This is a genomic window from Paraburkholderia sp. Cpub6 (assembly GCF_014201065.1).
In the GTDB taxonomy this organism is placed as follows: domain Bacteria; phylum Pseudomonadota; class Gammaproteobacteria; order Burkholderiales; family Burkholderiaceae; genus Paraburkholderia; species Paraburkholderia tuberum.
This window is the reverse complement of record NZ_JACHDM010000012.1, coordinates 89,457-101,820: the sequence shown is the minus strand read 5'-3', so window position 1 is coordinate 101,820 and position 12,364 is coordinate 89,457. Positions and strand designations below refer to the sequence as shown.

The following is a 12,364-nucleotide window of genomic DNA, read 5'->3' as shown; positions in this document are numbered from 1 at the left end:
TTCTGGAGAAGCCGACATGGATCGCCGCCTTCTAACACTCTCACTCGGTATGTTTGCGCTGGGCACCGACAGCTTTGTTTTCGCTGGCATCCTGCCTGAAATCGCGCACTCGTTTGGCGTCAGCATCGGCGCTGCTGGCCAACTGATCAGCGTCTACGCGCTGAGCTATGCCCTGCTCGGTCCGACCATAGCAGCGCTTGCTGCGAACGTTCCACGCAAGCGTCTGCTGCTCAGCGGCATCGGATTGTTCGTCATCGCCAATCTCGGCACTATCGTGGCGCCGAATCTCGGCATCGCATTGGCCACGCGCGCTTTCGCAGGCCTTGGTGCAGCGATGTTCTCGCCGACTGCCAGCGGAACGGGCGCGTCACTGGTGCCGCCGGAGCGTCGCGGGTACGCGTTGTCCATCATCGTGGCGGGACTGACGACCGCTACCGCGCTGGGTTCGCCCATAGGTGCCGTGATCGGCGGGCTCGCGAGCTGGCACTGGACGCTGGTGCTCGTTGCCGCGCTCGGTGCAGCCGCGTTCGCCGGTATCGTGGCATTCCTGCCTGACGTGCCGTTGCCGCCGGCCATCTCGCTGCGTGAGCGCCTGTCTCCCCTGACGGACTCGCGCGTCGGACTCACGCTCACGACGACTGTGCTTGCACAGATCGGCACCTTCATCATCTTTAGCTACTTCTCCGTTGTGTTCGATCGTGCGGTCGGCCACAGCGCCCTGGTGCTGGGTGGATTGCTTGTCCTCTGGGGACTGGCAGGAACCTTCTCGAATCTGCTGACAGGACGGATACTAGACAAGATCGGTTCGCACAAAGTCGTGCTGATCAAGCTCTCCATCGTCGCAATCGTCATCCTCACCATGCCGATCACCGGCGCACATCTTTGGAGTGCAGCAATTGCGGTGACGATATGGGGCGCTTGTGCATGGGGTGTGCTGGTACCGCAACAGTTCCGTCTCGCAAGCCTGAATCCGCCGATGACGGCTGTGCTCGTCGGTCTCAACACTTCTGCGACTTATGTAGGTGTGTCAATCGCTGGGGCGCTCGGTGCTGCTGTGATCCCGGTCATCGGCAGCCATAACCTCGGCTACCTCTCCAGCATTCCCGTGGTCATCGCGATCCTTGTCTCCGGGCTCGCGACGCGCCGCATCGCATCGTTTGCAAAAACAGCAAAAGACGCTGTAGCGGCTTGAGTTTCCATTTCCGTTCAAGGAAAAAGCAATGTCTAACGTAAATACATTCCGTCAGTTGCACGATAATTCGGTCCCGCTCCGCTTGCCGAACGCGTGGGATGCCGGAAGTGCACGTCTCATTGAATCGCTGGGTGCACCCGCCATTGCCACGACAAGCGCCGGCTTTGCGTGGGCATTGGGTTATCCGGACGGCCGCCTACTTCCTTTCGATGAGGTCGTTGCTTCTGTTCGGCGTATCGTCCGCGTGCTGAACGTGCCCTTGTCGGTCGATGTCGAGAATGGCTATTCGGACGATCCAAAGACCGTTGCGGACCATGTCATGCGACTGGTGGATCTCGGCATCGCCGGCATCAATATCGAAGATGGCTTAGATCCGGCATCGCTTCTCGCCTTGAAGATCGAGGCGATCAAGGATGCGCTTGTGATGTCGGGTTCGGATCTCTTCGTCAACGCACGCTCCGACGTCTTTCTTGCGGGCCTCGCTGAAAAATCCAAACAAGCCGAAGAGTCGATTGCTCGCGGCAATCTATATGCATCGGCCGGCGCGGATGGACTTTTCCTGCCGGCCCTCGTGCAGTCATCCGATATCGAAACGATTGCGGGCGCGACGCGTTTGCCTCTTAACGTCATGGCCGTGCCAGGACTCGCCGATGCAGTGGCGCTCGGCAAGCTCGGCGTGCGCCGGTTGAGCGCGGGCAGCGGCATCTCGCAGGTCGTGCTCGGCAAGGCGAAGGCCCTCGCGCAGGACTTTCTGAACGACGGTCGTTCCGAAACGCTCGCTAGCAATCCCTTGCCGTACTCCGAAATCCAGAACCTTTTCGCCGGACTGATCAAGCGATGAGCGAGAGACGTATCGCGAAGGTTCGATCGTCGACGTCCGCTCGAACTTCTTTCACTACTGAACACACAGGCAACTGGTTGCTAGTTTCGTGGCTGTGCGGCATTGCCGGATACCGGCGGCATTCACGAACCTGCGAAGCAGGATAAATAGTTGCGGTAAATGGCGGCTATTGGGTTGTTCAATTGGATATTCCCATCAGGAATGTGAATGGATGTGACGTGACTATTCTAGCGCTCTGCGCCATTGATGAACTGCGTGACCCTGCTATGGCGCTCAGCAGTAGTGGCGCAGATTGATCATCGTATAGGCTCGCGTCTTGAAGGCGTAGTGCACGTCACTGATGCGTTCGAAGCGCAGCAGCAGACGGTGAAATTTATCTTCCCAGGCGAACACGCGCTCAATGGTGCGAAAGCGCTCTTCAAAGATCGCCGGATCGAAGCGTCGCTTACGACCGCCTTTGAGCTTTTGCGTCCACGCGGCTTCTCGGGAATGTTGGGAACCATGCCGCGATTGATAATCGCCTTGCGGTTGGCCCGGCAGTCGTAGACGCCGTCCAGACTAACGATCGCGCCTTGCAGGTCCATGCCGATGCCGCGCGCTATCTGGCTGAGCTGGGGCAGCGCCTCGCGCAGCAGGGGCGATTCGCTGCGCCCTGCAAGGCTAAAGGCATTCACCGCTTATCTGAAAGATCTGTCGCCCAAGAAGCGGCCTGTCATTGAGGCTTCAGATCCTGTGCCCTACTACACCCCGAAAGTTAAAAAACCGCGACGCGCTATGCATGAAGCTATGCGCGCTGGTTTGAGGTAACGCTATGCCCACTCGCACGAAGGTAGTCGCATTTCTGGTTGGATCGCCCGCTGATCTGATCAACTTGATTTCCATTTCTACGGTCTTCTCCTACCCGCGAGTTGATGGGAAGTCTGTGTACGCGACCAAGATCCTCTCGACTCAGCCGACCCAAGTCGTCCACGGTTCGGGTGGAATCACGCTTGCTGACTGCATCCCCTACTCCGAGTACACAGGTCCAATTGACACACTTGTGGTCGTCGGAGGTATCAGTGCATTTGCTGAGGTTTCGCCGGACTTGATTCAATGGGTGCGTAGACGTGCATCCCAAACACGCCGTCTCGTTTCTGTCTGTACCGGGGCGTTTGTTTTGGCTCCCACAGGCCTACTTGACGGGAAGCGTGTAACTACCCATTGGCATCACGCAGCAAAGCTTGCCCAGCTCTTCCCGAAACTGAAAGTCGATAAGGACAAGATTTTTCACAAAGACGGGAAAGTCTACTCCACGGCCGGCGTAACGGCAGGGATAGATCTGGCACTCTCTATCGTTGAAGAAGATCTCGGACACCAACAGGTTGCTGCAATCGCTCATACGATGGTTCTCTACGTCCGTCGCCCTAGTCATGAATCGCAGTACAGCACGCTTCTTGCCCAACAGGCTGACGTCAGCGGTACACGCCTTCGCGACCTGCCCGCATGGGCACAATCACGCCTAACGCAAAAGCTGGATGTCAACACGATGGCAAAGGCGGTCGCCATGACACCACGAACGTTCGCTCGTCAGTTTGAGTTGCACTTCAAGACGACTCCGGCACGTTGGGTTCAGAAGATTCGAGTGGAGGCAGCTTGTGTGTACCTTACGACCGACGATCTGCCAGTGAAGGCGATCGCAAGACTGACCGGCTTCCGCGACGAACTGTCACTTCGCAGAGCATTCAGTCAACAACTCACGATGACGCCGAAAGACTATCGTCGAAGGTTTGGCATGGCTCGGCATGTTTCAATCAGCTGAATTGCAAAACGTCGCAGCTTCATAGAAAGACGCTCAATGACGAGGTTCATAGCGATACTCGGTTTCATGATTCATGACGGTACGGTGTGCTTTGAGGATAGGAGTGGTCTATGTTGCAAATGAAGAGTTCGTGTGAACGCTGCGGAACCGACCTAGAGAAAGAGACGACGCAAGCACGGACTTGCTCTTACGAATGACATAAGTCCAGAGAGAGGGGTTTCTACGAGAATAAAGAACGCAATCAATGTGCCTACTGCGATTCCAGTGAAGCGGATCAGTCGGGGAGAGCCGACGAAAATCAAGATTGCGATCATGAGGAGAAACGAAATCGCTAGTTCCGCGATGAAAGCGGTCAAAACACCTGCGGCCCCTGGAATTGTGACGGCATAGAGTACCGGCGGCTCTGTGAAGAGCTTCCCGGCTGGAGATCACCCAATCACCAGCTTTCAACGTCTTGAACTCAGTCAGGATCAGAAAGGCAGTAAAGGGGTTCATACCGACTTGAGCCATCTGGCCAAGATCACCTTCGGGCAGAGCCCGCTGCCACGTCTCGTTGGTCTTGATGCGGGTTGACCAGGTTGTGTTCTGAAGCATGGGCGCGATGACTCGATCGCCCACCTTGACGTGTGTAACGCAGCTTCCTACTGCGGACACGCGCCCGACGCCCTCGCATACTAAACCGTGAGGGAGTGGCGGCAGTTCGCCATAGATGCCCGCAATGATGTACTGATCGGTCGGCGAGACCGGCACGGCTTCCATGTCGATAATCCACTCATCGGCTGCCAATGGGCCGAATTCTGGCTGCTCGACCAGCTTGATCACGTTTTTGGGGTCGCCGTAAGCGGTGAGTTGAAGTGCTTTCACCGGAAAATTCCTTTCATGTAGTGGCGCGCCATGAGCGCTGTCGCTGAAGGTGTCGCGTCGGAAGCGCGCGGGGGCGCCTCCGAACGCTTCGGGCTAGTGGCCGGCAGTGCGACCGCCGTCGACATAGTGGATTTCGCCAGTGACGTAGTCGGCATCTTCGAGGTAGTTCATCGCGCGAACGACGTCTTCGATCTTGCCGTTACGGTTCAAAGGAGAGAACGACTTCAGGTCCTCCGGATTTGATCCATCGTGAAGCGGCGTGATCACGATGCCGAGCGAGATTCCGTTCACGCGGATGTTGCTCGAGGCCAACTCCATGGCCAGACCACGCGTAGCAGCAACGCAGGCACCCTTTGAGAGTGAAGCAACAACCGCCGGAACTGTTTGCAGGGCATGCTCGACGAGGCTGGTCGAAATCTGGACGATATGGCCACCTCCTTGCTTCTTCATCGCCGGGACTGCAGCTTGCGTTGCGAAAAACACGCTGTCGAGATTAGTCCGCATTACTTCGCGGTAAGTCTCTTCCGAGATATCTTCGATTCTTCCCGGACGCCAGATTCCTGCGTTGTTGATTAAGGTATCCACGCGACCGAAGCGGTCGAGCGCGGTATGGATGACTTTCCGTGCAATTTCAGGATTGCCGATATCACCAGGGACGGTGATGTAGTCAGGATCATTCGATTCGGCTATGGTGCGTGCATTCCCAACGACTCGCCACCCACGCTCGCGATAAGCGTTCACAAACGCCGCACCGATCCCGTGGGATGATCCCGTCACAACTACAACTTTCTGGATATCACTCATAGTTCTTTATTCCTCAGGTTGGTTGAAGCGGACTTGCCCACAGAGCCGCCCGCCACAAGCGCAAAGCTAAGCGGCTGTCGCAGCAGCCTTCATCTTGTTCACAGCTTCCTCAGTCGTCCAGAGACCGTTCGCCATGAAGCGCCAATTGACCATGGCAGCCACATAGCCGTCGCCTTCCTCGTTCTTCGGTCCCGCTACCGCGTCCCGTACCATTGCAACCTCGAAACCAGCTTCGATGAGGTCACGCATGTGAGATTCCAGGCAGATATTCGCCGCCGGGCCAGCCATGATGACTTTCTCCACTTTGCGCATCCGGAGCTGCTTGACCATGTCATTCGCCATCGTTCCAAAGTGCTTGTGCGGTGATGTGTTGCAGGTGTGTCCGTCCATCAGATACTTCTTGAACGGCTCGTAATAGTCCGCCCGCGAGTGAGCAAAGCCCTCCAGGTCCACCGGGTCCTTGCGCCCGCAGAAACCAATCCCTCCGAGGTAATGCGCGATAGCGCCACCGGGAACCACCCATTGAAGATCTGTTGGGTAGTACCAGTGGGGGGAGTGAAGGATGTAGTAGCCCAACTCTTGTGCAGTTTTGAGAAGCTGTTCCGTGTGTGAGATCACGTTCCGTTCTTTCAGCGAGTCCGCGATCAGCTCGTAGTAGGTCCCGGTCTTTTCTTCAAAAAACTCGTTTTGCATGTCGACCAGCACGAGCGCCGTGCGCTTGTGGTCAAGTTCCATCTCGGGGTTGCGATGCGTGAACAACATATCTGAGCCTCCCTAATGGGGTCATAGCGCCTTAGTATTCAGGCATACCAATTAAGTATTGCAGATTCCAAAGGGGAACACTCTGACAAAAACAGGGCAGATTCTGCCGCCCAACCAAGACTGCCGGAGCAGTCGAAGCGCTCCGCGACGACCACGATCTAGTCTGGAACCGAAGTCGAGGTTCATCTTCAGCTTTTATGCGCTAGTGAAGGAAGTACCTCGTTCAATTGACCGCTTTGGAATCTCAAAGTGGCAGAGTTCGCACTCTATTTGTCAGATCAAATTGATCGGCATTTCAACCAGTTGTGAAGATGCTGGCCGGGAAGCGCTTTACCAGTTCTGCCATTCGCCACAATTCGATCGGGAACTCCTCGTCTGTCTCAAAATGAGCAGCAATAACGTGACCGATGAGGAAAACAACAGCGCAAGCCGTTTGCGGTAGCTCAGGGCAGGAGGCCGGAGCACAGTAGCGCAATCTCCATCGAATGGCCGGACTCGGCAGTGCTCCGGTCATTCGAAGCTGCATGGTCGGTGTCTCTTGATGGCCGACTTGAGACTTCCGGCAACGCGGCAAGCTGTCACAGGTCGAGGCCTGCAAGTAACACATGGCATAATGCGCCGCATTCACCTTCACCAGACCAATATCGAATCGTCGGCCTTATGCTGAGCTGCTTCTGCCGGAAATTGGGCTCCTATCTGGGATTGCTGGCAATCCTGATGGCAACGCTCGCGCCGACGGTTTCGCAGGCACTGGCTGACCGCAACGAGGCTGGGCTTCCTTCAGCCTCGCTCTGCTCCGCACATTCGACTCCAGGCAATCCGCCGGGCAACGAGGACACCTCCCACTCGCTGGCTGCTCACTGGCATGCTTGCGGCTACTGCAACCTGATTGCGCACATGCCCGTACTGCCGAGCGTCCAGCCTGAATTTGCGGTCACGGTCTGGGCCATCCAGCATCGCGTTGCGACGCGGTTCGAGAGCATCCGTCGCGTCGAACCGCTGGCATCCGCCCAGCCGCGCGCGCCCCCCGTTTCATCCTGAATTGAGCCCTGATGGCGATGCGTGCACGAACGCATCGCCAGGCGTCGTCGTGTCTCATCACAGACACGCGGCGGCGCGATGACGACCTCGATCAATGGATGAAACATGAATGCCAATACCTTGCGCCATGGCAAACCCTTCTTCGCCACGGCATCGATCTCGTTCGCCGCAACTGCACTCCTGCTCGCCTCATCGCCAGCCGCTGCCCATGCCATCGCGGGCGACCGCGTCTTTCCGTCAACGTTGGCTGTCGATGATCCAGGTGTCGGCGATGAAGCTAACTTCGAATACGGGCATCAGCGTGTTCCTGGCGACAACGGCGATCAAAGCATCAATACGTTCAGCTTCGAATACGACAAGCTGATCACGTCTAGGCTTGCCCTGTCCGTCGACGGCGCTTACGTGATGCAGAACAATCCGACTGCGCACGGGTTCGATAACTTTGGAGTCGGCCTGAAGTATCTGCTGTATGTGAACGCCCCGCACGAATTCATGACTTCAGTCGGGGTGCATGCGGAATTGGGTGGAACCGGCAGCCACGCGATTGCGAACAGCTTTTCGACCATCTCGCCGACGATCTACGTGGGCAAGGGTATGGGCGATCTGCCTGACTCACTGGCCTATCTCCGACCCGTTGCCATTACCGCCGAAGCTGGGCCTTCGTTGACCACCGGGGCCGGTCAGCCCAATTCTTTCGACTACGGTTTCACGGTCCAGTACAGCCTGCCCTATCTGCAGCAGCAGGTGCATGATTTCGGCTTGCCGCAGCCGCTCTCGAACATTGTTCCCATCGTCGAGTTTCCGCTATCGAGAAGTCAGGGCCAAACCACCGGCACAATCAATCCGGGATTCATCTGGATCAACCGCTATGGGCAGTTCGGTGTCGAAGCCCAGATACCAATCAACAGCGCGAGCGGTTCGCATGTGGGCATCCTGGTACAGGCCCATCTTTTCTTCGACGATATTGCGCCGAAAACGCTCGGCAAGCCGCTGTTCTAACGTGTAAGGAGTCCTCTCATGAAACTGCACACGACTGCACGCGCGGCCATCGCCGCGCTGATGATCGCCGGCTGCAATCTCGCGCAGGCGCACGCCTACCCGACCCAGGAGGCGCCGGGGGCCGGTGCGACCGTCACGACCTCGCAGAAGGACGTGGCGATCGACTTCGACGATGGTCTGGAGCCCGCATTCAGCTCGATCGCCGTCACCGACTCGCGAGGCAAGTCCGTGACGAGCGGCAAAGCTGCGGTTGGCCCATCGAACAGGAAGCACATGTCGGTAGGGCTAAATCCCCTCGTGCCGGGCGCCTATACCGTCTCGTGGGTCGCCGTTGCCAACGACGGCCATCGCACCCAGGGGCATTACACGTTCACGGTGAAGTAACGGTGGATCCGCTCGTCGTCGCCCAGATTGCACTGGCCGCGATGCAGGACATTCTGTTTGCCGTCGCTACCGGCGCTCTTGCATGCGGCGTCCTGGGCGCGCGTAGCGGATTGCCTGGGCAAGACACGATGCGAGTCTGGCGGACCGTCGCGTCAGTCGCACTCGCTCTCACCGCCTTGGCGTACCTCTGGCTTCAGGCCGCAATCATGAGCGGTTCGCCGCTCGGTGAAGCTGGTTCGGCTATCGCCCCAGTACTGACGCAGTCCCACTTCGGTAAGGCATGGTCGATCGGCGTTGCCGGCGCGCTGCTCGCGGCGTTGAGTGGCATCAAGAAAGAGCGCGGCTCAGCGCTCTTTGCTGCGGGGTTCGTCCTGTGGGTCGCGGGCAAGGCAGCCGCGAGCCATGCGGCCGACTCCGGCGACTTCTCGTGGCGTGAGGCGATCCACGTCGTCCACCTTTGCGCGACTGCGCTTTGGGCCGGCAGTGTCATCGTCGCCGCGATCCTGTTGCGCGGGCTCGAACGCGAACCTGGCCGTCCGCCCGGCCAGAGGGCTGCGTTCTGCTCGGCGCTGTCTCATCTGGCGACGGCTGCGCTCGTGTTTGTTCTCGTCACCGGTTTCTACAACGCCGTTCAGGACACGGCGCAGGCCAGCGCGCCGCTGTTGCGCACACACTGGAGCCGGTTGCTCGCCGCAAAGCTTGCATGTGTGGTCCTGGCGACATTGCTCGGCGGCTGGAATCGGATGGCGATTCTGCCCGATCTGCTCGTGCTTGCCGAGCGGAACGATCCGGATTACCCTGCCGCGCAACGCCGCTTCGACGGCGTTCTCTCTGTTGAAGCGATCGTCATGCTCGTCGTACTTGCGCTGGCTGCGGTGCTGGGCCATACGTCGCCCACGGGCGGATAGCGGAGCGACCATGTAGACATGCGACCGATATGACGATCGAGCGGCGCCCCGGTGCCGCGACGTACGTCCCGCCAACCCATCACATTTTCCTTAACGTAGAACAGGAGGTTATGCCATGCACCACCCCTTCTTCCGGCTGGCTATCGCGCTGCCGCTCGCGGCTGCTTCGCTAACCGCTTTCGCCGCTTCGTCGGGCGCCATGATGGTGTCCGACTGCTGGATCCGCTCGATGCCCGGCGACGTGCCGTCCGGAGGCTACTTCAAGCTGATGAACATGGGAGACAAGCCCGTCGATCTCGAAGGTGTTAGCACCGATGCGTTCGGGATGTCCATGCTGCATCAGACGCAGACTACCGGGAGCACGTCGAAGATGGTCATGGTCGACAAGGTGACCGTCCCGGCCAACGGGACACTCGCATTCGCGCCGGGCGGCTATCACGTGATGTTCGAGAAGGAAAAGAAGCCGCTGACGGTCGGTTCGACGGTTCCCGTCACGTTCAAATTCAGTGACGGGGAGAGTATCGTCGGGCAATGCGCGGTGAAGAGCGCAACCGGCCAGCAATGACGCTTGCAGGCCGCGCGAAATCGATCGCGAGACTCGAGAGCGCGGGCTGCAACGATTCGGGCAACCGGCGGACGTTTGTATCTGGTCAATGATGCTCGATGCGCTCGGCAATGTGAAATGATGCTGCGCCGTAGCGACGAGCGAAAAATGCGTGGGTTTAGCGCATCGCCACGCACGGAAATTGAACGTCGCTGTCCGAGGCGGAAGCCGGCCTTCGCGCGTTCTATGGGAAGGCCGGCTGTTGGCCGCGTGCCGCCTCATGCATTGAGCTGCGCAGCTTGAACCGCGCAAGGCTGCGTTCGGCGGCACGCGACCCCGAGCCGCCTTTCGGACTCGCGACACCGCAACGGCCGCTTCGGAGGCGCAACCTGTCGTCTGTTGTATGGCGATGCCCCGAAGCACCCCGCGGATCGTCTAAACTGCAGAATCGACGAACAGGCCATTCCCGCTCGGCTACCCCGCCATGGCGCACATCTTCTTCGCTGCTTCGATTCAACGGCATATCGCAACGCCCGAGCGCGAGATCGACGCGCGCACGCTCGGCGAAGCACTGAAGGCCGTCTTCGCCGCGCAACCTCGACTGCGCGGCTACATCCTTGACGATCAGGGCTCACTGCGAAGACATCTCGCCGTGTTTGTCGACGGCCGGCCGGTGCGCGACCGACAACATCTGTCCGATGCGCTCGGCGAGGAAAGCCGGGTTTACGTCATACAGGCGTTGTCGGGCGGATAAGAAGGTTCCACTCTTACTCGAGCTTTGCATGGGACCAGAGTAAGCGCTAAAGCGCCAACTCTGGTCGACAGGAGACACTCCACATGAGCGACCGATTGCTTGTTGCAACCCGCAAGGGATTGTTCGTTCTGCAAGCCGACGGCGAGGGCGGCTGGACGCTCGGTGAGCCGTATTTCGTCGGCGAGCCGGTGAGCATGGTGCTGCCTGATCCGCGCGACGGTTCGCTGTATGCCGCGCTCAATCTCGGCCACTTCGGCGTGAAGCTGCATCGCCGGCGCGCGGGCATGGAGGATTGGGAAGAGTGCGCGGTCCCCGTCTACCCGCCGCAGCCTGCCGACGAGACGCATACCGGTGACGGCGCGGACACGAGCGCGGACAATCCGAGCGCGGTCGTGCCCAGCCCGCCGGCTCCTCCCTGGACGCTCCAGCAAATCTGGTCGCTCGAAACCGGCGGCCCGGACGAGCCGGGCGTCCTGTGGGCCGGCACGATTCCCGGCGGGCTCTTCCGTTCCGACGATGGCGGCGACACATGGCTGCTCAACCGGGCGCTGTGGGATCGCCCGGAGCGCCGAGAATGGTTCGGAGGCGGCTACGACGCGCCGGGCATCCATTCCGTGATGGTCGATCCGCGCGACAGCCGGCACGTGACGATCGGCGTGTCGTGTGGCGGCGTCTGGCAAACCGCCGACGGCGGCGCGACCTGGCGCGTTAGTGCCGAAGGCATGGAGGCCGACTACATGCCGCCGGAGCGGCGCGGCGACGCCAACGTGCAAGACCCGCACCGCGTCGTGCAATGCGCCGCAAATCCAGATGCGCTGTGGACGCAGCATCACTGCGCGATCTTCCGCTCGACCGACGGCGCGGCGCACTGGCAGCGGATCGAAGCGCAGCCATCGAGCTTCGGCTTCGCGGTTGCCGTGCATCCGCGCGAGCCGGACACCGCGTGGTTTGTGCCCGCCGTGAAAGACCAGTGCCGGATCCCGGTGGACGGCCAGTTCGTCGTCACGCGCACACGCGACGGCGGCCGCACGTTCGAGCGTTTCTCGAACGGGTTGCCGCCTGCACCGGCGTATGACCTCGTGTATCGGCACGGGCTCGCTGTAGATGACTCCGGCACGCGCCTCGCAATGGCGTCGACCACCGGCGCGCTATGGACGTCCGACGACGGCGGCGAAAGCTGGCATTTGATTTCAGCGCATTTGCCGCCTGCTTATTGTGTTCGGTTTGGATGAGGGCGCGGGGCGGGCTGGTGAGACATGAAACGCCTACATTGCCATTCATGCGCCGGACATAGCCTGAATGCGTGCATCGGCGTGATGGATCGATACTTCGAGCCGTACGCGCCGGCGAAGCGCTTTGTGTAGCTCGGCTTGTCGCAAGAGACCTTTTGACACTTCGCCGAATGTCTGATCAGCACCAGCAGTCACGCGGACGCTCCTGCGCGAGAGACAGCTTTTGGCGGAGGACGCAGCA

14 protein-coding genes and 1 pseudogene are annotated in these 12,364 nt (G+C 59.5%); 12 read left to right on the top strand and 3 right to left on the bottom strand.

All coding sequences use genetic code 11. The features are described 5' to 3' along the window. The first annotated feature begins 16 nt into the window (after positions 1-16). The 5 genes from HDG33_RS20820 to HDG33_RS38355 all read left to right on the top strand — a co-directional run bounded on the left by HDG33_RS20820 (position 17) and on the right by HDG33_RS38355 (position 4,028). Entirely contained in the window at positions 17-1,192 is a 1,176-nt protein-coding gene (locus tag HDG33_RS20820; RefSeq protein ID WP_106313501.1) for an MFS transporter, read from the top strand. Positions 1,193-1,220: 28 nt separating this feature from the next. Continuing rightward, positions 1,221-2,033 carry an isocitrate lyase/phosphoenolpyruvate mutase family protein gene (locus HDG33_RS20815; protein WP_184032761.1) on the top strand — a complete coding sequence of 271 codons (813 nt, stop codon included), beginning with the start codon at positions 1,221-1,223 and terminating at the stop codon, positions 2,031-2,033. 255 nt (positions 2,034-2,288) lie between these two features. Beyond that, positions 2,289-2,579, top strand: a complete 291-nt coding sequence (locus tag HDG33_RS20810; RefSeq protein WP_184032758.1) for a hypothetical protein — start codon at positions 2,289-2,291, stop codon at positions 2,577-2,579. 265 nt (positions 2,580-2,844) lie between these two features. Further along, positions 2,845-3,831, top strand: coding sequence for a GlxA family transcriptional regulator (locus tag HDG33_RS20805; protein WP_184032754.1), 987 nt, complete (start codon positions 2,845-2,847; stop codon positions 3,829-3,831). A gap of 110 nt (positions 3,832-3,941) precedes the next feature. Next, positions 3,942-4,028, top strand: coding sequence for a DUF1272 domain-containing protein (locus HDG33_RS38355; protein ID WP_409259049.1), 87 nt, complete (start codon positions 3,942-3,944; stop codon positions 4,026-4,028). Between the two features lie 382 nt (positions 4,029-4,410). Here HDG33_RS38355 and HDG33_RS38350 read toward each other — a convergent pair. The 3 genes and pseudogenes from HDG33_RS38350 to HDG33_RS20790 form a co-directional block, all read right to left on the bottom strand. Next, positions 4,411-4,653, bottom strand: a pseudogene (locus HDG33_RS38350) (alcohol dehydrogenase catalytic domain-containing protein); the annotation flags it as partial. Between the two features lie 135 nt (positions 4,654-4,788). Beyond that, positions 4,789-5,499 carry an SDR family NAD(P)-dependent oxidoreductase gene (locus HDG33_RS20795; protein WP_184032736.1) on the bottom strand — a complete coding sequence of 237 codons (711 nt, stop codon included), beginning with the start codon at positions 5,497-5,499 and terminating at the stop codon, positions 4,789-4,791. Between the two features lie 66 nt (positions 5,500-5,565). Continuing rightward, complete coding sequence (locus HDG33_RS20790; protein ID WP_184032731.1) at positions 5,566-6,261, bottom strand: cysteine hydrolase family protein; 696 nt, start codon at positions 6,259-6,261, stop codon at positions 5,566-5,568. Positions 6,262-6,921: 660 nt separating this feature from the next. On the opposite strand from HDG33_RS20790, the gene HDG33_RS20785 reads away from it, so the two are divergent. The 7 genes from HDG33_RS20785 to HDG33_RS20755 all read left to right on the top strand — a co-directional run bounded on the left by HDG33_RS20785 (position 6,922) and on the right by HDG33_RS20755 (position 12,123). Continuing rightward, a complete protein-coding gene (locus HDG33_RS20785; RefSeq protein ID WP_184032729.1) occupies positions 6,922-7,302 on the top strand; it encodes a DUF2946 domain-containing protein in 381 nt (126 codons plus the stop codon). A 105-nt stretch (positions 7,303-7,407) separates the two neighbouring features. After that, positions 7,408-8,301: a hypothetical protein gene (locus HDG33_RS20780; protein ID WP_184032727.1), complete on the top strand. Its 894-nt coding sequence runs from the start codon at positions 7,408-7,410 to the stop codon at positions 8,299-8,301. Between the two features lie 18 nt (positions 8,302-8,319). Next, on the top strand, positions 8,320-8,685 hold the full coding sequence (locus HDG33_RS20775; RefSeq protein ID WP_184032725.1) for a copper resistance protein CopC: 366 nt from the start codon (positions 8,320-8,322) through the stop codon (positions 8,683-8,685). Between the two features lie 206 nt (positions 8,686-8,891). Continuing rightward, the gene (locus HDG33_RS20770) at positions 8,892-9,593 is read left to right on the top strand and encodes a CopD family protein (RefSeq protein WP_221311485.1); all 702 of its coding nucleotides are present in this window, start codon (positions 8,892-8,894) and stop codon (positions 9,591-9,593) included. A gap of 115 nt (positions 9,594-9,708) precedes the next feature. Beyond that, positions 9,709-10,158: a copper chaperone PCu(A)C gene (locus HDG33_RS20765; protein WP_260330532.1), complete on the top strand. Its 450-nt coding sequence runs from the start codon at positions 9,709-9,711 to the stop codon at positions 10,156-10,158. A gap of 463 nt (positions 10,159-10,621) precedes the next feature. Continuing rightward, positions 10,622-10,891: a MoaD/ThiS family protein gene (locus HDG33_RS20760; protein ID WP_090803938.1), complete on the top strand. Its 270-nt coding sequence runs from the start codon at positions 10,622-10,624 to the stop codon at positions 10,889-10,891. A gap of 83 nt (positions 10,892-10,974) precedes the next feature. Continuing rightward, complete coding sequence (locus tag HDG33_RS20755) at positions 10,975-12,123, top strand: exo-alpha-sialidase (RefSeq protein ID WP_184032712.1); 1,149 nt, start codon at positions 10,975-10,977, stop codon at positions 12,121-12,123. Positions 12,124-12,364 lie beyond the last annotated feature (241 nt).

Excerpts from the sequence above, each read along its gene's own strand:
- HDG33_RS20770 (WP_221311485.1), top strand. The coding sequence starts at position 8,892 with ATGAGCGGTTCGCCGCTCGGTGAAGCTGGTTCGGCTATCGCCCCAGTA.
- HDG33_RS20790 (WP_184032731.1), bottom strand. The coding sequence starts at position 6,261 with ATGTTGTTCACGCATCGCAACCCCGAGATGGAACTTGACCACAAGCGC.
- HDG33_RS20780 (WP_184032727.1), top strand. The coding sequence starts at position 7,408 with ATGAATGCCAATACCTTGCGCCATGGCAAACCCTTCTTCGCCACGGCA.
- HDG33_RS20775 (WP_184032725.1), top strand. The coding sequence starts at position 8,320 with ATGAAACTGCACACGACTGCACGCGCGGCCATCGCCGCGCTGATGATC.
- HDG33_RS20760 (WP_090803938.1), top strand. The coding sequence starts at position 10,622 with ATGGCGCACATCTTCTTCGCTGCTTCGATTCAACGGCATATCGCAACG.
- HDG33_RS20785 (WP_184032729.1), top strand. The coding sequence starts at position 6,922 with ATGCTGAGCTGCTTCTGCCGGAAATTGGGCTCCTATCTGGGATTGCTG.
- HDG33_RS20815 (WP_184032761.1), top strand. The coding sequence starts at position 1,221 with ATGTCTAACGTAAATACATTCCGTCAGTTGCACGATAATTCGGTCCCG.
- HDG33_RS20820 (WP_106313501.1), top strand. The coding sequence starts at position 17 with ATGGATCGCCGCCTTCTAACACTCTCACTCGGTATGTTTGCGCTGGGC.
- HDG33_RS20795 (WP_184032736.1), bottom strand. The coding sequence starts at position 5,499 with ATGAGTGATATCCAGAAAGTTGTAGTTGTGACGGGATCATCCCACGGG.
- HDG33_RS20755 (WP_184032712.1), top strand. The coding sequence starts at position 10,975 with ATGAGCGACCGATTGCTTGTTGCAACCCGCAAGGGATTGTTCGTTCTG.
- HDG33_RS20765 (WP_260330532.1), top strand. The coding sequence starts at position 9,709 with ATGCACCACCCCTTCTTCCGGCTGGCTATCGCGCTGCCGCTCGCGGCT.
- HDG33_RS20805 (WP_184032754.1), top strand. The coding sequence starts at position 2,845 with ATGCCCACTCGCACGAAGGTAGTCGCATTTCTGGTTGGATCGCCCGCT.
- HDG33_RS38355 (WP_409259049.1), top strand. The coding sequence starts at position 3,942 with ATGTTGCAAATGAAGAGTTCGTGTGAACGCTGCGGAACCGACCTAGAG.